Here is a 23028-nt window from a genome sequence, read left to right on the forward strand (position 1 = left end):
TTCCCCGCTGAAACGCGGCGGGCTCAGGCCTGCTCCGCCACCCAGTCGTAAACGCCGGCCAGCGCTTTCGGCAGCGCCGCCACGTCGTTGCCACCGCCCTGGGCCATGTCCGGCCGGCCGCCACCGCGGCCGTCCAGTTGACCGGCCACCTGGCGCATCAGATCACCGGCCTTGAAGCGGTCGGTGAGGTCCTTGGTGACGCCAGCCACCAGCGCCACTTTGTCGCCTTCCACCGCCGCCAGCAGGATCACCGCCGAGCCGAGCTTGTCCTTCACCTTGTCCATGGTCACCCGCAGGGTCTTGGCGTCGGCGCCGTCCACCTGGGTGGCCAGCACTTTCACCCCGGCCACCTCGCGGGCGTCGGCGGTCAGATCACCGCCGGCACCAGAAGCCAGTTTCTGCTTCAGGCGTTCCACTTCCTTCTCCAGCTCGCGCACACGGCGAGCCTGGGCCCCCACCCGCTCGGCGGCCAGTTCCGGGCTGCTCTTGAGAGTGCCGGCAATCTCCGCCAGCGCCGCTTCGTGCTGACGCACCAGCGCCAGAGCCCCTTCCCCGGTGACCGCCTCGATACGGCGCACGCCGGCGGCGGCGGAGGTTTCCAGGGTGATCTTGAACAGGCCGATGTCACCGGTACGGCCGACATGGGTACCGCCACAGAGTTCCTTGGAGAAGCCGTCGCTGCCCATGGTCAGCACTCGCACCTGGCTGTCGTACTTCTCGCCGAACAGGGCCATGGCACCGGCCTCACGGGCGGCGTCGATGTCCATCAACTCCGTGGATACCGCCGTGTTCGCCAGGATCTGACGGTTGACGATGGTTTCGATCCGCTCGCGCTGCTCCGCGCTCAGCGCCTCGCCGTGGGAAAAATCGAAGCGCAGGTAATCCGGCGCCACCAGCGAGCCTTTCTGCCGCACATGCCCGCCCAGCACCTGACGCAGCGCGGCGTGCATCAAGTGGGTGGCGGAGTGGTTGCGCATGATGTTGTTGCGGCGTTCCACGTCCACATAGGCATCGACCTTGTCGCCCACCTTCAGGATGCCGGCTTCCAGCGTGCCCAGATGCACATGGGCGGACTGGCGCTTTTTGGTATCCGCCACGGCGAAGCGGTTGTCGCCCTTGACCAGCAGACCGGTGTCGCCCACCTGACCGCCGGACTCGGCGTAAAACGGCGTGCGCGCCAGTACCACCATGCCTTCGTCGCCGGCATTGAGACTGTCCACGGCGTTGCCGTCCTTGTAGAGACTGACGATCTCGTCCTGATCCGCCAGCTTCTCGTAACCGGAGAAAGCGGTCACCGACTCGATGGTGAGGCGGTCGCTGTAATCGTTGGCGAAGGCGCCGGTGCCCCGGGCCAGGGCCCGTTGCGCTTCCATTTCCTTTTCGAAGCCGGCCATATCCACGGTCAGGCCGCGCTCGCGGGCCACGTCGGCGGTCAGGTCCGGCGGGAAACCATGGGTGTCGTACAGCGCGAACACCACATCGCCGGGCAGTTCGCTGCCTTGCAGGCCGGCGATGGCATTTTCCAGCACCTTCATACCGGCGTTGAGCGTGCGGGCGAACTGCTCTTCCTCACCCAGCAGCGTTTTCTCGATGCGCGCCTGCTCGCGCACCAGCTCCGGGTAAGCCTGGCCCATCTGTGCCACCAGCGCCGCCACCAGAGTGGAGAAGAACGGCTTGTCCTGCCCCAGTTTGTGGCCATGGCGCAGCGCCCGGCGGATGATGCGGCGCAGCACATAACCGCGCCCCTCGTTGGAGGGAATCACACCATCGCAGATCAGGAAGCTGGCGGAGCGGATGTGGTCGGCGATCACCCGCAGAGACTTCTCTTCCAGATTCTGGCAACCGGTGGCTTCGGCGGCGGCTTTCAGCAGGGCCTGGAACAGATCGATTTCATAGTTGGAGTGGACGCCCTGCATCACCGCGGCGATACGCTCCAGCCCCATGCCGGTATCCACGCTGGGTTTGGGCAGCGGCTGGAGCTCACCGTCCGGCTGGCGATCGTATTGCATGAACACCAGATTCCAGATCTCGATGTAGCGATCCAGGTCATCGTTCTCGGAGCCCGGCGGACCACCGGGAACGTCCTCGCCGTGATCGTAGAAGATTTCCGAGCAGGGACCGCAGGGACCGGTGTCCCCCATCTGCCAGAAATTGTCCTCGTCCAGGCGGGAGAAGCGCTCGGCGCTGACCCCCATTTCCTTGAGCCAGATGTCGGCGGCTTCGTCGTCGGAGACATGCACCGTCACCCACAGGCGCTCTTCCGGCAGCCCCAGGGTGCCGGTGAGGAATTCCCAGGCAAAGCGGATCGCCTCGCGCTTGAAGTAGTCGCCGAAGCTGAAATTCCCCAGCATCTCGAAGAAGGTGTGGTGACGGGCGGTGTAGCCCACGTTTTCCAGGTCGTTGTGCTTGCCGCCGGCACGCACGCAGCGTTGCGAGCTGGTGGCACGGGTGTAATCCCGCTTTTCACGGCCCAGGAACACGTCCTTGAACTGGTTCATCCCGGCGTTGGTGAACAGCAGGGTGGGATCGTTCTCCGGCACCAAGGAGGAGGACGGCACGACCGTATGGCCCTGGCTGGCGAAGTAATCAAGAAAGGCCTGGCGAATCTCAGCGCTCTTCATATAAGGAACACGTCATTGCTGGATTGGGGGTGACCGGCAAGTATAGCGTCGTCATCGACCGGTTGCGATGGGTCACGAACGCCGATAGGCGTGGCCGATCAACCCTTGAGGAAAGCGGCGGAGCAGGTCACCAGCACCATGATCAACAGCAGCCCCTTGAGCCAGCCGCCGGAGACCCGGTGGGCGAAGCCCACCGCCAGACAACCCCACCACCAGCCCCGGCAGCCAGGCCACCTGGCCGCGCCAGACGAACACCAGCAGAGCGAGGATGGTGAAGCTGGCGGTCATCGCCAGTTTCAGCGCGTTGGTGCGGCGCAGATCATAGCGTAACTGGCCGGCCAGCACGGCAATGGCCAGGAAGCCGACGCCGGCCTGGGCAAACCCGCCGTAAGCGCCGGTCAGGAACAGGCCCAGCCAGGCGGCGGGGGTACTGGCCAACGCCTTGGGCGTTTCGTCCTCCTCCGGCATCAACGTGGAGGGGCGCACCACCATGATCACCGCCATTACCACCAGGGTGGTCAGCAACACCGGTTTGAGAATGGTCGTGGGCAGGAAAGAGGCGGCCACCGCGCCGATCAAAGCACCGCTCAGGGTGGGAATGAGGATGCCGGGCAGGACCTTGAACGGCACCGAGCCGTGCCGGTGGAACTGGCGCACACCTTCCACGCACTGAATCAGTACCGCCACCCGCATGGTGCCATTGGCCAGCGCCGGGCCCATGCCGCTGAGCATCAGCAGCGGCAGAATCAACAGGCCGCCACCGCCGGCCAGGGTATTGATAAAGCCGGCGATCACTCCCGAGCCAAGCAGGGCCGCCACCAGCCAGGGGTCGCCAAGATATTCCATGGGGCGGACGTCCAGGGCAGAGAACAGGAGCGGGTATTATGCCTGCTGACGGAGCGGGGCGCTTGCACGCAACAGGCTATTCGCGAGCAAGCTCGCTTCCCACAGAGAGAGAAGGGAACTACGAAGCCGCTGTGGGACGCTTGCTTGCAAGCGAATGGGGTTCGCTCGGGCATTTAGCGATATTCGCCAGCAAGCTGGCCTCCCACAGCGGCTTCGTAGCAGAAACCGTGGGAGCCACGACATAGGGACATTCGCTTGCAGGGCACCATCGAAGCTCCCGCAGCGGCGTTGTAGCGACCGCTGAATTCAGGTCTTCAAGGTGGCACTTTGGCTCAATCCTGTTCGCGCTGCTGATCCAGGGCGTGGAAGCTTTGCTCGGCATCGAAGCCACGGCCCTGCAGAAAACGCAGCTGTTTGGCTTTTTCCTTCTGGTCCGCCGGCGGGTGCCGGAAGCGCCGGCCCAGGACTTCGCTGGCAAGGGCGAACCAGTCGCACTCGGCTTCACCCAGCGCCTCGGTAACCAGTGCCTCCCCCACTCCTTTCTGTTGCAGCTCGGCGCGAATGCGCAGCGGCCCCTGTCCCCGTTCGATTCTTGAACGGACAAAAAAACCGGCGAAACGCCGGTCATCCAGGAAGCCTTGTTCTTCACACCACGCCAGCACTTCGTCCAGCCAGGACGCCGCGCCGAACTTGCGTGTCAGTTTGGCACGCAGTTCGTGGCGGGAGTGATCCCGGCGCGCCAGCAAGCTGACCGCATGCTGGCGCCCCTGGGCGGCATCGGCGGGGGTCGGGTCGCCGCCTTTACTCTTCCGTGGACTCGGGCTGGGCCGCATTTTCAGCGCTCTCTTCCGCCGGTGTACCCAGCAGGCGTGCCCGGATTTCCTTCTCGATGGCACCCGCCACTTCCGGGTGCTCCGCCAGATAATCACAGGCGTTCTGCTTGCCCTGGCCGATCTTGTTGCCCTGGTAGGCGTACCAGGCGCCGGATTTGTCCACCAGCCCCTGCTGCACGCCCAGATCCAACACCTCGCCGAGCTGGTTGATGCCCTGGCCATAGAGAATCTGGAACTCCGCTTGCCGGAACGGCGGCGATACCTTGTTCTTCACTACCTTGACCCGGGTTTCGTTACCGGTCACTTCGTCGCCCTGCTTCACCGCGCCGATACGGCGGATGTCCAGACGCACGGAGGAGTAGAACTTGAGCGCGTTACCGCCGGTGGTGGTTTCCGGGTTGCCGAACATCACACCGATCTTCATGCGGATCTGGTTGATGAACACCACCAGGGTGTTGGCGTTTTTCACGTTACCGGTGATCTTGCGCAGCGCCTGGCTCATCAGGCGGGCCTGCAGGCCCACGTGGGCGTCGCCCATTTCGCCTTCGATTTCCGCCTTCGGCACCAGCGCCGCCACGGAATCGACGATCACCACGTCCACCGCGCCGGAGCGCACCAGCATGTCGGTGATTTCCAGCGCCTGCTCACCGGTGTCCGGCTGGGACACGATCAGGTCGTCCACGTTGACGCCCAGTTTCTCGGCGTAGTCCGGGTCGAGCGCGTGCTCGGCGTCAACGAAAGCGCAGGTGGCGCCTTTTTTCTGCGCCTGGGCAATGACGCTCAGGGTCAGCGTGGTTTTACCGGAAGACTCCGGACCGTAGATTTCCACGATCCGGCCCTTGGGCAGACCACCGATGCCCAGGGCGATATCCAGGCCCAGGGACCCGGTGGAGATGGCTGGCATGCGCTCGCGCTTACGATCGCCCATGCGCATCACGGAACCTTTGCCGAACTGCCGCTCGATCTGCGACAGCGCCGCGGAAAGTGCTTTACCTTTATCGCTCATTGAATGACCCCTATCCGTTTATCCCTTGATTCCGTTTATTCCCTGATGATGCCGTGGCTCGCCGCTGACCGGCCTGTGCCCTGGCGAGAGCCCGCTGATCGTGGGCCGACGAGCATCCTTCGGCCTGACCCTTTGATCAGCACTGTCTATAAGGACAGCATTATGAACACTGTCCCGCGCCACTGCAACCCCCCCTTATCCGAGGCGGGCCAGCAGCCCTTCCAGGGCGGCGGCGATGGTAGCATGCCGGACCTGCCCACGATCACCATCGAAGAGGAAGCGCTCGGCGCGGGCCCAGTCCGGCTGCTGCGCCCAGGCGATCCACACCGTGCCCACCGGCTTATCGGCGCTGCCGCCGCCGGGCCCCGCCACACCGCTCACCGCCACCGCCAGATCCGCCCGGGAACGCCCCAACGCGCCCCGGGCCATGGCCAGGACGGTCTGTTCACTGACCGCGCCGGCACTGGCCAGAATCGCTTCCGAGACACCCAGCATGCTCTGCTTGGCCTCGTTGGAGTAGGTGACGAAGCCGCACTCGAACCAATCCGAGGATCCGGCCATTTCCGTCATTTCGCGGGCGATGCCGCCGCCAGTGCAGGATTCAGCGGTGGCGACGCGCAGGCCCCGTTCACGCAGGATATCCGCCAGCGCTTCGACCTGCTCGGGAATGGTCATGTTGACTCCTGATGTTCAGAGAAGATCAAAAAATCGCCCTCCATGATGGCGGACTTTGCCAACGCTGCCCACCAGTGATCCAGCAAACCGGCCACAGGTTCACGGACCAGCGCCCCTGCCCCGAAGCCGCAGGGAAACAAAGGGCATCCTTCCATCGGCTTTGTTACTCTGGGCCGTAAGTAGCCCCTGGCCTTCGGAGTCATCATGAAAAAGCTCAAGAATGAGAAGGAATGGGTCAAGAAAGCCATCACACTCGGCATGGCGTACGGCGAGAAGCGGGGCGTGGTCGAGTTCGAGCCCACCGATTCGGCGGCACTGAAGCTGGAGTACATCTATCGCCTGCTGGTTCATGACAAGGTCATCCAGCCACTGCCCGAGGATCAGGTGTCCCAGCAGTCGATCCAGCATAAGCTGGCGATCTGGGCGTCGAAACAACCCTAGGGCCTGTTCACACTATTTTCATTGCGCCTGTTGCGGCTAAAACGTCACCAATGCAGGCACGAGGAGAGAAGTTTGGTGACTCCAAATGAACGACGAGTAACGCACAGTGGTGACGTTTTAACCGCAACCCGAAGGGCTGGAGCCCTTTTTGCCTCCCGCGCCGTTGTCGGTTGCTCATTTGGAATGACCAAACCGCGCGCCCCCCGCCTTGCTGGAGGCAAAAAGGGCATCCAGCAGGCGCGATGAAAATAGTATGAACAGGCCCTCGCCCCGCCGCCCTCTCCACCGATACAGGGACGTCACTGATACAGACGCGTCATGGCCCGGGCGTGTTCCCGCATCAGCGCCGCCGGTTCCGTGTCGAGCAGTTGCCCGTCGCGAACCCGCATCCGGCCATTGACCATGACCTGGCTGGCCAGGAAGGGCCCGCACATCACCAGCGCCGCCAGCGGATCCCGCTGCGCGCCGGCGAAGGACAGGTGGTTCATATCCACCGCCACCCAGTCCGCGCTCATCCCCGGTGCCAGATGACCGATGTCATCCCGGCCCAGCAAGCGGGCGCCGCCACGGGTGGCCAGGGCCAGCGCCTCCCGCGCCGATAGCGCGCCAGGGTCGCCGCCGAAACCGCCGCGCCCGCCCGGCGCTTCCGAACGGTAACGGGCCGGCGCCACCCGCTGCAGCATCATCGCCATGCGCGCCTCCAGGAACAGATTGCTGGAATCGTTGGAGGCGGAACCGTCCACCCCCAGCCCCACCGGCACCCCGGCGTCCAATAGCTGGCGCACCTTGGCAATGCCCTGCCCGCAACGCATGTTGGCGTTGGGGCAGTGGGTGATCCCCGTGCCGGTGCGGGCCAGCAGCGCGATTTCCTCGTCGTCGAGGAAGATCCCGTGGGCGAACCACACATCCTTACCGAGCCATTCCACCGACTCCGCGAACGCCACCGAACGCATGCCGTACTGGCCCAGGCAGTAGTCCTCCTCATCCAGTTCCTCGGCCAGGTGGCAATGCAGACGCACGCCCTCATGGCGCCGGGCCAGCCGGGCCGCATCGCGCATCAGTTCCGGCGTCACCGAGAACGGCGAGCACGGCGCCAGCACCAGACGCAGCATCGAATGACGGCCGGCATCATGGTAGCGATCGATCAAACGTTCCGCGTCCCGCAGAATGTCCTCTTCCTTCTCCACACAATTGTCCGGCGGCAAACCACCCTGACTTTGCCCCCGGGACATGGCGCCGCGGGCGGCGTGAAAACGGATGCCCATCTCCCCCGCCGCCTGGATCTGACTGTCCAGGCGGGCCCCATTGGGCAACATATAAAGATGGTCGGCGGCGGTGGTGCAGCCTGAGAGCAACAGCTCCGCCATGGCCACCTTGCTGCTGAGATAGATCGCCTCGTCGTCCAGCCGTGCCCAGATCGGGTAAAGCGTATTGAGCCAGGGGAACAGCGCGTCGTCCTGGGCCATCACCCGGGTGAAGTTCTGGTACATGTGATGATGCGTGTTCACCATCCCTGGCATCACCACATGGCCGCTCAGGTCCAGGGTCTCGTCCATCGGAAGGTCTGGTTTCTCCGTGCGCGGCCCGGCCCACAGAATCCGGTTGTCACGGATCAGCATGGCGGCATCGCGCCACTCGTGGTGCTGATCATCGAAGGTTGCCAGGTAGTCGATACGGTCGATCAATAAGGTCGTCATTGGTCACTCCGAAAACGCGGAAAAGGAAACAACAAAAGCGCGATTTCGGAGCGGATCAGAACAACTGGTGAGAGAAAGCGGTGCGTTGCCAGAACGGCCGGAACGGCAAGGCGCGCTGCCGGCGCACGCCGACCACGAGGTTTTTCCTCATACCCTGCCCTCCTGATACCTGAGTCCTTCGCCATTCGCTAGCAAGCTAGCTTCCCACAGGGGCACAAAGCCGCTGTAGACCTGATAATTGACAGTAGACAGCGAAAAACTGAAAACCCTCATTCTTTAGCCGCTCTGGGAAGCCAGCTTGCTGGCGAATAGACCGCGACAAGAAACGATGCAAAAACAGCGCCAGTTCAACAGCGCGGCAAAACACCGCAGTGAGTCCCATCCCCCTCGATGCTAGGCTCTGCGCCGACTTTGTCACCGTGTTTGGTGGCCGACGGAGTGCCCGGGTACTGACTTCTTGGATGGGATCATGAATACACCTTCTCACTTTTCTTCTCCTGCATTGCGCCTGATTCAACGACGGAGCCTTTGGGGCCCGGCCCTGCTCGGAGGGCTGCTTCCTTTCTCCGCTCCGGCGCTGGCCGACGACGAGCAAACCCCGCCCCTGCTGGCCCCGGTGGTGGTCACCGGCGTGGCCCCCAGCGCAGGACCGGTGATCGAGGCCAACCCGAAACAGCCGCGCCAACCCGTGCCGGCCAGCGACGCCACCGACTATCTCAAGACCATCCCGGGTTTCTCCGCCATCCGCTCCGGCGGCAGCAATGGCGACCCGGTACTGCGCGGCCAGTTCGGCTCACGCCTGAACCTGCTGGTGGACGGCGGCGAAATGATCGGCGCCTGCCCCAACCGCATGGACGCCCCCAGCTCCTACATCGCGCCGGAAAACTACGACAAACTCACCGTGATCAAAGGCCCGCAAAGCGTGCAGTGGGGCCCCGGCGCCTCCGCCGGCACGGTGCTGTTCGAGCGTGACCCGCAATACTTCAGCGAAGCGGACGCTCTGGTGGACGCCCAATGGCTGCTGGGCTCCCACGGCCGCAACGACCAGCGCATCGACGCCACCCTCGGCAACCCGCTGGGCTACCTGCGGCTCTCCGGCAACAACGCCCGCGCCGACGACTACAAGGACGGCAACGGCGACCGCGTGCCCTCACGTTGGAAGAAATGGAACAGCGACGTGGTGCTCGGCTGGACGCCCAACGCCGACAGCGTCATCGAACTGAGCGCCGGCAAAGGCGACGGCGAAGCCCGCTACGCCGGCCGTGGCATGGACGGCAGCCAGTTCAAACGGGAAAGCCTGGGGATGCGCTTTGAATTCCGGAACCTGGGTGCCGTGCTCGACCAGATCGACGGCCGCGTCTATTACAACTACGCCGACCACCTGATGGACAACTACAGCCTGCGCACCCCGTCCGGCACCGGCATGATGGCCAATCCCATGGCCGCCAACGTGGACCGCCGCACCCTCGGCGGCCGCTTCAAGGTCACGTGGCGCGGCCAGAACTGGGAAGCGCTCGCCGGCGTCGACGCCCAATCCAGCGAACACCGGCAACGCAGCGCCATGGGCGTGGACGCCTACCGAGGCGAAGCCTGGGACAAAGACGCGGACTTCCACCAGTACGGCGCCTTCACCGAAGTCACCCGTGCCGTCAGCGACAACGGCCGCATCGTCGCCGGCGCCCGCCTGGACCGCCCGCGACGCCGCCGACAGCGCCACCGCCGGCGACACCCGCGGCGACACCCTGCCCAGCGGCTTCCTGCGCTATGAAGCGGACCTCAGCCAGAACACCAACTACTACGTGGGCATCGGCCACGTGCAGCGCTTCCCCGACTACTGGGAACTGTTCTCCCCCGGTAGCGGCCCGGCCGGATCGCTCAACGCCTTCGACGCCATCGAACCGGAAAAAACCACCCAGCTCGACATCGGCAGCCAATACCGCAACGGCAACCTGGAAGCCTGGACCTCCGCCTACGTCGGCCAGATCAACGACTACATCCTGTTCACCTACCAAAGCGGCATGATGGGCTACAGCACCGACGCCGATAACATCGACGCCCACATCGCCGGTGCCGAAATCGGCGCCCGCTACCGCTTCACCGACAACCTCAGCGGCGACGCCACCCTCGCCTACGCCTGGGGCCGCAACCGCGACGACAGCGAACCGCTGCCGCAAATGCCGCCGCTGGAAGCCCGCTTCACCACCACCTACGAACAAGGCAACTGGAGCGCCGGCGCCCTCTGGCGGCTGGTCGCCGCCCAGCACCGCACCACCAACAACAAAGGTAACGTGGTCGGCCGCGACCTCGGCGACAGCAACGGCTTCGGCGTCTTCTCCCTCAACACCGCCTACCGCGTCAACCACCAATTCACCGTCAGCGCCGGCGTCGACAACCTGTTCGACAAAGCCTACGCCGAACACCTCAACCTCGCCGGCAACGCCGGCTTCGGCTTCCCCGCGGACACACGCATCAACGAAGCGGGCCGGACGTTCTGGGGCAAAGTGGATTGGCGGTTCTGACCTTTCCGTTTTAGGGAGGGTGTGGGAAGCTTGCCGGGCGGCGCTCCGCTTGCAAGCGAATTCTTTAATGTTTCCATTCGCCGGCAAGCCGGCTTCCCACAAAGGACGACAAGCCGCTGTGGGAAGCTAGCTTGCTAGCGAATACGCCCCCTCAAGCCGATTTACTTATCCCCAACAACCCCAACATCTCCTTGATCGGCCACACATACCCCCGCCCCTTGATCCCCATGGGCCTATCCGCCAACCAAACGGAAGTACTGTAAGGCGCCAGATCCACCACCGAACCCCCACCGTCCAACAACCCAAACCGAATCAACTTCCCAAACTCTGTGGAAGAACCCTCCACAGAGCGATCCGATTCGCTGTCACACACCAAAGGTCCCAGCAAATGCACCGCCCGATCCAACTGCCCCTCCGTCGCCCCCGCCTTGCCCAGCACACTGATAAAGGTATCGGCGAACAGCCCATCCAACCCAGCCAAATCCGCCTTCTTCACCGCCGGGATAAACAAAGGGAAACGGGTCGCGTCGTGCACGAACAGCAGGCACTGATGCCTCTGCAAAAGAATCAGGTTCGCATGCCAATGATCCAGCGGATTAGCTTCAGTGACCTCGTGCAGGACAGACTGGTCACGCTGCGGATCCTTCAGCACGCCGTTCTGGTCCAACGGTAGCTTGGCGATGAGTTTTTTGGTGCAGTGGAGGTGGATCAATGGTGTTACCCTAATGGCTTTCTATGGTAAATTGACAACTCCCTGGCAAGTGTGCATTTCGTTGTGGAAGCGGACAATGAACTTCAACGCGCCTTTACTGGCAATATCCAGCAACTGGTAGAACCTTTAGCCTTTGTGTGATTTCAAGGCTTCACTCAGACTGCCATTTTTTTCCCGGAACGAACGTTATTCTACTCACATCTCTGCCATCCACATCGATATCCTGATGAACACGCTTTACATCAACCCGGGAGTGTCGAGTCTTCAGCGTTTTCCATTCAATAAACTGGTCCCACTGGTTTACAAACTGCAAATCCGGCTGCCGTTCTTCCAGGGCCAACTCCAGACCTAAACGGCTAATGAAGTAGCGCCCTGTACGATTGCCTTGCATCTGCTCACCAGCGGGCAGATTCACTCGGTGAATTTCCTCCAACCGGTAAACAATATGGAGTTCGTCTGGTTGTGTGGGCGCCCAGGTAATACCTGTATCCTTAAGCTCCTTGCCCAGCACTACTTCAACGGACTCCACCACTCCCCAACCGATAATGGCTTTATAGAACTGATCGTACATGGCGACGACACGCACCTTCTCTAATGGAAAGCGGCCATTTCCGGGAAGCCGGGTATAAAAAATACGCTGTCCAAAATGATAATCGAGCCGCTTCTCTCGATTAACCTTGGGCACCAGGCCTACTAGTACCAGCTCTTTGCTCGCCTGCTTCAGGCGCCGGTAGTCACGATTATCATAGTGCACCCGCGCTTCGGTTATCACTTCACCAGGCAGCTCTAACAGCTGTTCCAGATATTCCATAAACAGGGCGTTCTGCCGGTGTTTCCCCGGCTGCAGCGGAATGGCGCCAATATTGACCGCCTCGATACTGCGATAAAATGGATGCATCTTAAAATCCTGTTCATCGCCAGGAAAAGGAAACAGGATCACCCCGCCAATACTTTTATTGGCCAATCGTACGGAGTCCTCCGTTCCTTGTTGCCATAAAATCGCGTCCCGATATCGGTGAAGCTGGGCGATGCTATCCAAGGGAGGGCCGCAGGGCACGGTCGCGCTGGGGTACCCTTCCGATTCGCGGTCAAATCGGTATTTGGCATCCATCACGACCTTAAATGGCTTGTTATCCTTGTAACGACCAAAGCCGCGGCGAGAGAACTCAATAAACTGATCGGGGACTTGCTCGAATGTATGCGTGTAGGTGGCACTATCAAACCGGCGATTAAAATACAATACAACGTTATCGCCAGATACACGCTGCACGAAGCGCACCGCGGAGCGTCTTCCTTTCTTCAGATTCACTACCAATCGGTTATGGCTTATTTTGACAATATCATTACCAACCAGGTCGTACCTGGGATTCTCCCTGAGTAACTTGACGGTTTTCAGGAAGCACCAATATTCATAGAGCGTGGCAATATCCTTGAAATCCATCTTGAAGAATTCATGCCACGCCAGTTCCAACCCTCTTTTTAGTAACAAAAAACGGTGATAGAACTCCTTATAGCCCGCCGCCATGGTCAGGGTGGTAGAGGAAAACACTTGGTTTTGGAAGGCACTCACTTCTCGCAGCACTGGCCCTGACAACCGGCGCTGAAATCGGCGTTCCCAACGTTGTAACTCCTCAATTTCAGTCGCAAGACGAGCAGGCTGTATGCCTTTTTGTCGGGCCAGGGAACGCTTGGTACGTCCGATCTGTCGGAGAACGTCCTTCAATGCCCATACAACAAAGCGGTTTTCCATCGTGTTGTAGCTAACTGACTTGCGCTGCTCCTGCAAATGAGATAAGGCCAACCCCGGCACTACAGTCAGGCCATCTCCTCGACAATAACGATCCGGCCGACGTAACGCGGCTTTAATGGCCATGGGCGTCGACCGTTTTACTCGATGAATAGGCTTTACCTGCTGCTCTCTGCGCAGATCTGACTTCGGCACCCGAAGCAGAGTATCCAGGCTTTGCTCTAAACTTTCGACCAGCACACGGAATAGATTAAGCCACTCAGAAAGCAACTGACGACCGGTCGCTCTTGGACGAGTCGGAGCATAAGTTTTGGTAAAGCTGTCAAAAACCAAGGCATACAATACTTCGGTGATCTCGGCCAACATGGCAGGAAAATCATCTTTGTAATCCAACTTTTGGGGAAAAACCTCCACACCTAAAGAGAAAAGCACTTTCCTCTGCGCATCCTCAATAATAAACCGAGTCAGGCCTACGCTGTTTTCCAGGCTCATGGAACCAGTCAGCCGTACCTTTCCGGCCAAAATACGGCTTTTTATACCTTTCTGAACATTACCGTTCACCAACAACCGCAAAGGAGGTGTAAAGGCGCAATCACTACCCGGCTCAAACAACCACTCCAATCGCTGCCACTCAAAGAACATTGGACGATCGACAGGCGTCTCAAGTTCGGAGGCCTCCCGATTGAGCTGCATATCCCCCTCTTCAAACCAGACGCTATCGACTGTTTCCAGCTGTGCTTCTATGGCACGAGCCAGCGGCACTGTACTTACAGTGAGCTGGCAAAGGCCGCCATCAGCATGGTCGAAGCAGAGCACGCTCATTAATAATAACCTCTACAACCAAAAGGAGGTAAATCCGTCATCGCTATAACGCTTCAACATAAACAGCAATTTCTTCACACTGCGAGGGAAGTTGGTTTTCTCGAGGGAAACGGCCTTGGCTATCTCACTGAATTCCGCCTCTTCGGACAGCGGCGTTTTCGACAGCAAACTCAGCAGCTTGATCAGTGCCTTTAGTACCGCCATTGAGCTGCCCTGAATCCGTGGCAAAACTTTCTGCATAAGTTGGAAATCCATGGCGGCATCCGACGAAAAGCCTTGCAAGGTGTCCAACTGCTCGCCCCGATGCAGCGTCAGATAAAACGCCACTTCGTCACGAACCCGGTAGCCAAACTGCAAACCCGCTGGCTCCAGAATTTCATTGATGGAAACCAATAGCTTCAGAGGCTCTCTCAAGGCCGCCTTCTGCTCATCACTGAGATCTTTGGCATTCAAAAAGGGGGCAGCCAAAGCATCGGCGTAAATGCCAGACAAACTCTGAGCCGGACCAGTGGCTGCCGCCCACGACAAATCAATGTCGTTCATTTCAATGGCATTGGCCCTGTCCAGCACTTTTCGGCTAAAGGGGTGGGTGGTCTCATCCATATTCACCGTACCCACCACCATCACATTCTGTGGAATCAGCACCGGCTGGCCACCGTTTACATCCGCGCGGTTAATCCATGGCGCAGTCACCACCATGTCATCGTCATCACGGTAACGTGTTTCGATAAAGCTGAGAAATTCCGCGAAATAGTGCTCCACCCGAGCAAGGTTCATCTCATCCAGGATTACAAAATATACATCATCTGGATGGGCCATGGCCCGTTTCAGCACATTCAAAAAGGGCTGGCTAACGAACTGCCCTTGAATGTTTTCGTAGCCGATCAGATCGGAACTATCGGCCCAATCCGGACGCACCGCGATTAATTCACAATGATCCGCATCCCCATAACCAATGGCTTTGGCAAACTGGCGTACCAACTGAGTCTTTCCAGTACCCGAAATGCCAGCCAGCAGCACCAGTTGCTTGGTACGCAGCGACAGGTAAAAGTTAGTCACCTCGGCCAGCGAATAGTGAAAGCCCTGCTCTGCCATGGATGCTTGCACTTTTGGCAGCCACTCCCTGGCAAACTGTTGGGTGCTGCGTTGAGGCAACGAACGGGATGCGGCTGTTTCGGCAGTACTGGACTCCATCGGTACGGCTTTGATCTCGGGCAACCAGCGACGAATAACTTTCGGCAAGCGGATCTTTCTGTCTGACAGAAGGATCGCCAAAGCCTCCCATGTATATTCAAACAGATAACCTGGATTGGCGGCCCCTTCTTGATTATAGGGACCGCGCACATTAGCCAATGCTGGCTGAAAAAGGGGGTGTAAAGAACGTATCTGTTCAACGGTGACTGGCTGATCCAACATCAGTACCAGCTTCACATCCACACAGTATCCGTTCTCTTGCTGACTCGTATCCGATGGGTGCGGCTGGGGACCAATGTGGGCAGAGGAAGAGGCACTGTACAAGGCCCTCACTGCACCTTCTGAGTGGCGGACAATAATATCCCCGGAGCGGACCTCACCAACTGCTTTCCAATGGTTAGGGGTGCGGCCGCTAGCCTTTTCTTTCGGCGCCCAGAGGAATTGCTGTTCGTGCTCGGGATTAATAGATTCTTTCTGCACCACATACCAAACCTTCGGCTCGACCAGAGCGCCACCTACACCGTCCTTGTCGGGCAACCTCTTTTTCAATACCCCGTAGCACGTATTCAGAAGTTGCACAATTTCGCTATCGTCACTGGGAAAGACGTCTAAAAGCAGATTTACTCGTTCCAGGTTATTGCGGGCGGACACATTGCTCACACCTTTACCTGACAGATAAGTGTGCTCGCCACTACCTAAGGTTTTCCAGCGCCAACCGGGACGAACATTCTGAATACGCCGAACGTCAATGCAAACGAATTCCTCCCATTGCCCACTGACTTCATAAGTTTCTCCTTGGTGCTTAAAATGGCTAGTACTCCTAGCCGCATTGTATTCGGCTTTGATGCGAGAGGAATTCAGATAGCCAAACAGTACTTCACCAAGGCTACTATTAACAATGAAAACCGGGGCCCCATTTGTAAGCTTGGCGAACTTTTTCTGGTTCCAATAAAATTGATTCTGATTACCTGACAGCAATCGCCGGAAGTTCCCCTGCACTGTTGGTGAACTCTTCACCTCATATACCATAACAGCTTGAGATTCATCCCCCATATCTACCGGCAACGTCACCACTGTGAACTCGAGATTCTGAAGAGCTCTTACAAAAGGGGCATAAGGGACATTTCTCCATGACTGCTCAGGCATGGTTTCTTCCTTCATCGCGCACAGGACCTTTGCCAGCAACGCTTTAGGATCAAAACGCCGGCCTTGGTACAAGCAAGTAAACCGGGCTCCCGCAGGTATGGTTGTCCCCTCTGCGTCGATCGTACGCAATACATTTTCACGACTCAGAGTTTGTAGCAATTGTTCTATGTTCACGTGTCTTCCCCCTCAAGCGCTATACGTACATTAAAATGTCAGGCTTTAGTGTTTGCCACTACGACCCACTTCATACGATGCCCCCAAAGTACAACGGAACTTGTCTATCATGATTTCGATCACCGCCGGTACCAGCTCATTTAGGCGCTTCCGGGTTTTCAGGTTGTGGTGCTGGCAGCCCATGTTTCTGTACCTTCTTGCCATGCCGTCCCCAGTTGCCTGATCGTACCTCTCCGGCACCAAGCTTTTGATTGCACGAACGAGGACTTTATCATATGCATATAGACGAGCCAGCCGTTACGGCCATACTTTGTTCGTGTTTCGCAGTGTAATGCTTTAGGGAACTCACTTTTGGAGCAAGTGGAGTGCCGCGCCAAATGCAGGAGACTTCCCCTCGCACTCGCATGTTCGTGTGGTTGTGTGTGAGAGGTGGTGAGGCAGGGGGGGGGTAGTCCCGTCAGCGGTCATTAGGACCCGCCCCCAATGTGCAGAAGCCATTCGCCAGCAAGCTGGGCTCCCACAGCGGCTTCGGGTTGAAGCCATTGCCGGATTGCTGAGGACTATGTGTAGCGGGAGACCATGCCTAGCAGGCCGCGGCCAGCCTCCCCACTCAATTCCGAGTCTTGCGCTTATTTTTTGATCAATGCCCGCCACCGTTCCCTTCACGGCGAACTACCGAGGAATCCTCGGGTGCCAACATAGCTCTGAACATCCGGGCAGGCCAGCAGGCAGCCGCCGTCGATTGCCGGTATCATCGGCCCTTATTCCAACGCTTTATTGCAACCCTTTAGCTGACGCCATGTTTTTCACCGAAGACCGCCATCAATTCTTCAAGCCGCTGACCGGCAAGTACCGCGAGCAGGTGGCCGAGTGTCTGCGCCTGTTGCACGAGCGTCTGTACAGCGCCCAGGCCGATTATGGCGAGTCGCTCAAGCGCGAGCAGGTGCTGGATGTGTTCAGCGAGGCGCTGGAGCGGGCGCCCTTGCTGGAGGGCGGCGATGAGGACGGCGGCCGCTTCCGCAACAATCGGGAGCAGGCCGCCTGGATTCTCCATACGTTGGTGGAGCACGGCTGGCTGAAGCGGGACAAGGACGAGGCGTCGTTTCAGTCCACCTATCCGTTCAGCCGCACCGGGCGCCTGTTCACCCAGACTCTGGCGGAGGTGGACGGCCGCGGCATCCGCACCCGCCATCGCAATACCCGCAATACGCTCAACGCCCTGGCCGCGTTTCTGGATCGCGGCGAGGTCTATGATCTGCTCGACGCCCACGAACATTCCGAGCGCATCATCGCCGACTTCACCGACATCATCGCCGAGCTGGAAGAGCGCAAGCGGGAGCTGGTGAAGGAAGTGGAGGCTCAACAACTGGTGCAACAGGCCAGCGACCAGTTTTTCGAGTTCATGGAGAAGCGCTTCCAGCCGGACGTGGCGATCCGCATGTCCGCCGACAGTGTGGAAAAACATCGCGACCGCATCCAGAACACGATTGAGCGCATCCGCCGCAAACCCACGGACTGGAAGCGCAACGCGGAGCTGGAGCTGCGGCGGCTGGCGCCGGATCTGGTGATCAACCCGGAAGGCTCGGTGTTGTGGCAGTTGCTGGACAGCATCGAAACCCGCATGCGCAGCGCCGCCGAGACCATGCTGCCGGCCCTGCGCCGGACTCTGCAGGGCTTTACCCGGCGGGCGGACATTATCATCCGCCAGCTCAGCTATCTGCACAGCCAGCAACACAGTGACATTGTCGGCCTGTGCCGGGAGCTGTCCGAGCTGGATGATGCCACCACCGCCAAACGCCTGGAGGCCGCCGGGCGCGCCATGGCCCATTTACGTCTGGGGCTGGTGGATCCGGCCCAGAACCGGCTGCGCGAGCAGCGGGAGAAACGGCAGGTGCAAAGCCGCATGACCCAGTTGGACGCGCCGGACCCGGCCACGTTGCGCGACCTGGCGATTCAACAACTGCTGGAGAAGGCGTTCAGCATCCACGGCGAAGGTCTGCGCGACTATCTGCGCCAGGCTCTGGGCGCCAGCCGCCGCATCGACAACCGCGACCTGCCGGTGAACAACGCCACCGATCTGCTGGCGCTCAGTCATGTGATCGAGCTGGGCAGCGCCGACCATCGGGCCAGCGGTTTCCGGCTGCGCATCGAACCCACCGACCCCATCATCGGCGAACGCTACTTCGCCCGCCGTGATGGTTTCTTGCTGGAACTGGAACACGATGACGATACGTGACGCTTTGGCCGAGGCCCTGGAGGCCCGCGGCGTCGGCCCGGATCAGTTCTCCGAACTGATGATCCGGCTGCTGGACCGGGGCGTGCTGTGCCGTGACGAAAGCAAAAAGGAAACGGAGCTCTACGATCGCTACCTGCAGGTGGAAGATCTGGTGGAGGACTACCTGAGCGTGCTGCGCATTCGCCTGCTGCACGAACGGCGTTTTCATTCGCTGCGGCTGTTTCCACCCGGCGCCGAGGTACCCGGCCTGGCCGACAGTGAGGACGGCTTCAACCAGGGCCTGCGCGAGCGCCTGAGCCAACAGGAAGTGGCCGCCATTCTGGTGTTGCGCGCGGAGTACGACAAAGCGCTGCGCGAAGGCCAGATCGACGAACACGGCCAAGTGATGCTGCCGCTGGAAGCGTTCAACCTGGCCAGCAAGAATCTGCTTGGCCGGCCGCTGCCGGAGGCGCTCACCGAACGGCGCGCCCTGTTCCGCCGGCTGCGTCAGTTACGGCTGATCCGCACCGCCAGCGACGATGGTCTGGAAGACGCCGAGACCTGGCTGACCATCCGTCCGGACATCACCGGCCTGGTCACCGACGCGGTACTCAGCCAGCTCACCGGCGACGGGCCGGACGCCGAAGCCCCTTCATCGGAAGAGCTGCCATCATGACCGGTTATTTCACGTTCGCCTTTGTTGATCCGAGCCGCCCATGTTTTTGAAACGTTCCATCACCGTCAATTGGGGCAACCTGCCCGCCGAAGAGCTGGAATACGGTCCCATCAATCTGTTCTCCGGCGGTAACGGCTCCGGCAAGACCACCGCCGCCGACGCCCTGCAGACGCTGATGACCGCCGCCCACGACAATCTGTTCAATTACAACCCGGGCCAGGACGAAACCACCCAGCGCGGCCGGGGCGGCAAGCAGGTCCGCACATTGGCGTCCTATATTCTCGGCTGCGACGACGGCGCCTTCGCCCGCCCCTATGACAGCGACGGTTACCTGGCCGGCGTGTTTCATCCCACCAAGGGCGAGACCGCCGAGCCGTTCACGGCGGTGATTGGTGTACGCGCGCATCTGGACCGCGCCGGCGTTACCGCCCAGGCGCGGCAAAATGAACTGCTGTTGATGATCGTGCCTGGCGAGATGCTGAGCCTGTCGCACTTCGTGCACGACGAGGGCGCCGAACGTCAGGTGGTGAAAATCACCGAGCTGCCCAATGCGCTGCGCCGCACATTCGGCAAAAAGAACGTGGAAACCTACGAGAAGAAAGGCGCGTATCTGGCCCGACTGTACGGCGCCCTGCGCGGCCGCCGCGACGCCGTGTCCCAGCAGGAAGCCAAGAACGCCGCCCGCACCTTCGCCCGTTTCATGGCGTACAAACCGGTGGACTCCATTGATCAGTTCGTCGCCGGCGAAGTGCTGGAAGCCCAGGACATGGGCGACACCCTGCGCCGCATCCGCGACATGCTGCGCACCATCCATGGCATGGAGCAGGAGGCCCGGCAACTGCGCGCCAGCGTGGATTATCTGGAGCAGGCCCGTGGCGAAGCCGAGCAGTATCAGGAGACCTGGCTGGAACGCACCGCCCTCGCCTACGGCGCCGCCGCGCAACGTTACCGCCGCAACCAGCGCCAGTACCTGGAGAAAAAAGAGGAGCAGTCCCAATTCCGCCAGCAACAACAGGCGTTGCGCGAAGAAGCGGAACAGGTGGAACAGCGCCTGGAGCAAGCCCACGACGAACTGGTGGGACTGGAAGCGCGCATACAGGGCATCCCGGCGCTGCGCGACAAACAGCAGCTGCAGGCACAGTTGGAAAGCCTGACTCAACAATTGCAGCAAGGTGCCCGGCCATTGCTGGAACAGGACCAGCAGCGTACCCGCAACTTCACCGCGCTGCGCAATATGCGCGATTTACTCAACCGCCACAGTATCGAACTGGAATTGCCGCTGTTCGCCAGCAAGGGCTGGCGCGCCACCAGCAAGGAACTGCTGGCCCTGGAACAGCGCCCGATGCCGGACCTGAATCAGATGCTGGCACGGGACTGGATCAATCTGTCACCGCTGGAAAGTGGTCTGGAGCAAGCCCGCGCCGAGCAGCAGTTGCACAACTATCTGGCGGAGCGGTTGCACGGACAGGCGGAAACCAGCGGCGATCGGGAAAGCCTCTCCCTGGCGCAGCGACTGGACCGGCTGGTGACACAAAGAGCGCAGGCGCTGGAAAAGCTGGACGAACAGCAAAAGCAGATTCAGCACCGCATCAGCACCCTGGAATCAAAACGGGTGAACTATCCCCGCGATGTGGAAGAAGCGCTGCAAGCGATCCGCGAGCAATGCCCCCAGGCCGACCCGCGCGTGCTCTGCGATCACGTGGAAGTGCAGGACCCGGAATGGCAAATGGCCATCGAGGGTTATCTGGGCGGCGCCCGCTTCGGCATTCTGGTGGAGCCGGATTACGAAGCGGAAGCGATCCGTGTGGTACGCCGGCTGGCCGGCCGCCAGCGCAACAAGGCCCGGGTGATCCAGGGCGAACAGGCGCGGCGGGACGCGGAGAAAGCCGCGCTGCCGGCGGAGTCCATCTTCCATGTGCTGCGTTTTTCCCATCGCACCGCGGAGCATTATCTGAAGGCGTCCTACGGCAATGTGGTGCGGGTGGACGACGCCGAAACCCTGCGCCGCACCCGGCGTGGTATCACCAGCGATGGCCTGGGCTCCGGCAACTACGCGCTGTTCCGCTGCGATCTGGACGACAGCCAGTTGGTGTTCGGCGAGACCGCCCGCGAGCGCAACCTGTATGCGCAGCGCAACGCCCTGATGGACGTACAGGAAAGCTACCGCCACGCCAGCGATGACTATCAGGCGGTGCGGCAATTGCAACAGCAGGTGCTCGAGTTCAAGCCGCTGGACTGGGTGGCCACTGTCACTCACCTGCTGCAATGCCAGCGCCAGTTGTCCGACACCGAACAGGCCCTGGCCAATCTCGACCTCAGTGACCATGAAGAGCTGGAACGGCAACAGCAGGACGCCCGTCAGCGGCACAAGCAGTTGACCCAACGGCAGGGCGAATTGAAGGAAGAAAACGGCAAGCTCGGCGAGCAGCAACACGCCTGCGAACGTGCCATCAGTGCCCTCGCCGACCAGAGTGAGCAGCTGCAGCAGGATCAGGAAGACGCCGAGGCACACTTACACGCCTGCACCCGCTACTGGCCGGATCTGGATGTGCTGTCCCGTATCGATGCCATGGACCAGCGTCTGCAAGCCGCCCAGGACGACATCGATTTCGGCAGCGAGGAGCGGGCTCTGCTCAATACGCTGAACAGCAACGCTGTTGCCCTGGAACGGCTTGTCGGCGACTACAATCAGCAGGCCCAGCCGGCGGATCAGGTCTTTATTGAAACCGTCGAGGAACTGCACAGCGCCCCGTTCTTCGGCCATGTGCATCACCTGCATCAACAGCTGGACAACCTGCACAACCGGCTGCGCAACAACGTCCTGCTGAGCAAACTGGAACAACTGGGCGGCCTGCGCGACACCTTCAACACCACCTTTGTCAGCGACCTGTGCAACCAGATCCAGCAAGCCATCAAGGACGGCGAACGTACCCTCAAGAATCTGAACAAGGAACTGGAGCACCATTACTTCGGCGCAGACCGGGAGCGGTTCTCTTTCGACTGGGAGTGGGTACAGGAATACAAGGAGTACTGGGACTTCTTCCGCGAAGTTACCGAGATTCCCAACCTGGGCGATGGCGCCAGCCTGTTCGAGAGTACTCTCTCCGACAGGGCCACGGATGTGCGCGACCGGCTGCTCGCATTGCTGTTGGACGGCGACGAACAGCAGGCGCTGCGCGAGCTGGAGCGGATCAGCGACTACCGGCGCTATCGCCGCTACGACATCCTCAAACACCCGGAAAACAAGGCGCCGATCCGTCTCAGCCAGTACGGCACCGGCTCCGGCGGCCAGTTGGAAACGCCCGCCTACATTATCCGCGCCGCCGCCATCACCAGTGCGTTCCGCTTCAACGAAGGCGACAGCCACCTGCGCATGGTGATCGTCGACGAAGCGTTCATGCACATGGACGAAACCCGCTCACGCCAGGTGATCCGCTACCTCACTGAAACCCTGGGCCTGCAACTGATCTTCATCATGCCCACCAGCAAGGCCGGCCCCTTCCTGGACCTGGTCAGCAACCAGTTCGTGTTCAGCAAGGTGCCAAGCCCGGTGCCGGTGGGCGAACTCAATACCCGCGTGCTGGTGGACCGCCAGCAACTCAACCAGGAACGCATCGCCGAACTGTGGGATCAACACCGGCGGGTGATCCGCCAGCAAGGCGCGCTGGACTTCATGGAAGGGATTTCGTGATGGCGGGACTGAC

The 23028-nt window shown here is 60.5% G+C and carries 15 protein-coding genes; 6 read left to right on the top strand and 9 right to left on the bottom strand.

The annotated features are described in order from the left end of the window. Positions 1-23: 23 nt before the first annotated feature. The 5 genes from alaS to A6D6_RS07045 form a co-directional block, all read right to left on the bottom strand. The gene (alaS, locus tag A6D6_RS07025; protein WP_159660320.1) at positions 24-2621 is read right to left on the bottom strand and encodes an alanine--tRNA ligase; all 2598 of its coding nucleotides are present in this window, start codon (positions 2619-2621) and stop codon (positions 24-26) included. A gap of 72 nt (positions 2622-2693) precedes the next feature. Next, positions 2694-3467, bottom strand: a complete 774-nt coding sequence (locus tag A6D6_RS07030) for a sulfite exporter TauE/SafE family protein (RefSeq protein WP_236564017.1) — start codon at positions 3465-3467, stop codon at positions 2694-2696. Between the two features lie 332 nt (positions 3468-3799). After that, the gene (locus A6D6_RS07035; protein ID WP_159660321.1) at positions 3800-4300 is read right to left on the bottom strand and encodes a regulatory protein RecX; all 501 of its coding nucleotides are present in this window, start codon (positions 4298-4300) and stop codon (positions 3800-3802) included. Next, positions 4269-5306 carry a recombinase RecA gene (gene recA / locus A6D6_RS07040; RefSeq protein ID WP_133492033.1) on the bottom strand — a complete coding sequence of 346 codons (1038 nt, stop codon included), beginning with the start codon at positions 5304-5306 and terminating at the stop codon, positions 4269-4271. Before recA ends, A6D6_RS07035 begins: the two co-directional genes overlap by 32 nt. A 195-nt stretch (positions 5307-5501) precedes the next feature. Further along, positions 5502-5981 (bottom strand): CinA family protein, encoded by a 480-nt coding sequence (locus A6D6_RS07045; protein ID WP_159660322.1) that lies wholly within the window; start codon positions 5979-5981, stop codon positions 5502-5504. A gap of 204 nt (positions 5982-6185) precedes the next feature. Here A6D6_RS07045 and A6D6_RS07050 point away from each other — a divergent pair, with 204 nt between their 5' ends. After that, a complete protein-coding gene (locus A6D6_RS07050; protein WP_133492031.1) occupies positions 6186-6422 on the top strand; it encodes a DUF5062 family protein in 237 nt (78 codons plus the stop codon). Positions 6423-6721: 299 nt separating this feature from the next. Here A6D6_RS07050 and A6D6_RS07055 read toward each other — a convergent pair whose 3' ends face one another. Beyond that, positions 6722-8119, bottom strand: coding sequence for an 8-oxoguanine deaminase (locus A6D6_RS07055; RefSeq protein WP_159660323.1), 1398 nt, complete (start codon positions 8117-8119; stop codon positions 6722-6724). Positions 8120-8588: 469 nt separating this feature from the next. On the opposite strand from A6D6_RS07055, the gene A6D6_RS21850 reads away from it, so the two are divergent. Together A6D6_RS21850 and A6D6_RS22040 are read left to right on the top strand one after the other, a co-directional pair. Further along, positions 8589-9887: a TonB-dependent copper receptor gene (locus A6D6_RS21850; protein ID WP_236564018.1), complete on the top strand. Its 1299-nt coding sequence runs from the start codon at positions 8589-8591 to the stop codon at positions 9885-9887. After that, positions 9877-10638 carry a TonB-dependent receptor domain-containing protein gene (locus A6D6_RS22040; RefSeq protein ID WP_255461647.1) on the top strand — a complete coding sequence of 254 codons (762 nt, stop codon included), beginning with the start codon at positions 9877-9879 and terminating at the stop codon, positions 10636-10638. Before A6D6_RS21850 ends, A6D6_RS22040 begins: the two co-directional genes overlap by 11 nt. 151 nt (positions 10639-10789) lie before the next feature. On the opposite strand, the gene A6D6_RS21700 is transcribed toward A6D6_RS22040, so the two are convergent. From A6D6_RS21700 to A6D6_RS07075, 3 genes are all read right to left on the bottom strand, one after another. Beyond that, the gene (locus tag A6D6_RS21700; RefSeq protein WP_201303717.1) at positions 10790-11350 is read right to left on the bottom strand and encodes a DUF6933 domain-containing protein; all 561 of its coding nucleotides are present in this window, start codon (positions 11348-11350) and stop codon (positions 10790-10792) included. Between the two features lie 151 nt (positions 11351-11501). Continuing rightward, positions 11502-13919, bottom strand: coding sequence for a DUF2357 domain-containing protein (locus tag A6D6_RS07070; RefSeq protein ID WP_159660324.1), 2418 nt, complete (start codon positions 13917-13919; stop codon positions 11502-11504). 12 nt (positions 13920-13931) lie between these two features. Then, positions 13932-16433 (bottom strand): McrB family protein, encoded by a 2502-nt coding sequence (locus A6D6_RS07075; RefSeq protein ID WP_159660325.1) that lies wholly within the window; start codon positions 16431-16433, stop codon positions 13932-13934. A 799-nt stretch (positions 16434-17232) separates the two neighbouring features. Between A6D6_RS07075 and A6D6_RS07080 the strand changes: the two genes are divergently transcribed. From A6D6_RS07080 to A6D6_RS07090, 3 genes are read left to right on the top strand one after another with little or no spacing between them, the layout of a single operon-like run. Beyond that, positions 17233-18669 (top strand): Wadjet anti-phage system protein JetA family protein, encoded by a 1437-nt coding sequence (locus A6D6_RS07080; RefSeq protein WP_159660326.1) that lies wholly within the window; start codon positions 17233-17235, stop codon positions 18667-18669. Continuing rightward, positions 18656-19324: a DUF4194 domain-containing protein gene (locus tag A6D6_RS07085; RefSeq protein WP_159660327.1), complete on the top strand. Its 669-nt coding sequence runs from the start codon at positions 18656-18658 to the stop codon at positions 19322-19324. The genes A6D6_RS07080 and A6D6_RS07085 overlap by 14 nt, the downstream gene beginning before the upstream one ends. Positions 19325-19364: 40 nt before the next feature. After that, complete coding sequence (locus tag A6D6_RS07090; RefSeq protein WP_159660328.1) at positions 19365-23015, top strand: ATP-binding protein; 3651 nt, start codon at positions 19365-19367, stop codon at positions 23013-23015. Positions 23016-23028: the final 13 nt, after the last annotated feature.

Origin of the sequence: Alcanivorax xiamenensis (assembly GCF_009846745.1) — a bacterium.
Taxonomy (GTDB): domain Bacteria; phylum Pseudomonadota; class Gammaproteobacteria; order Pseudomonadales; family Alcanivoracaceae; genus Alloalcanivorax; species Alloalcanivorax xiamenensis.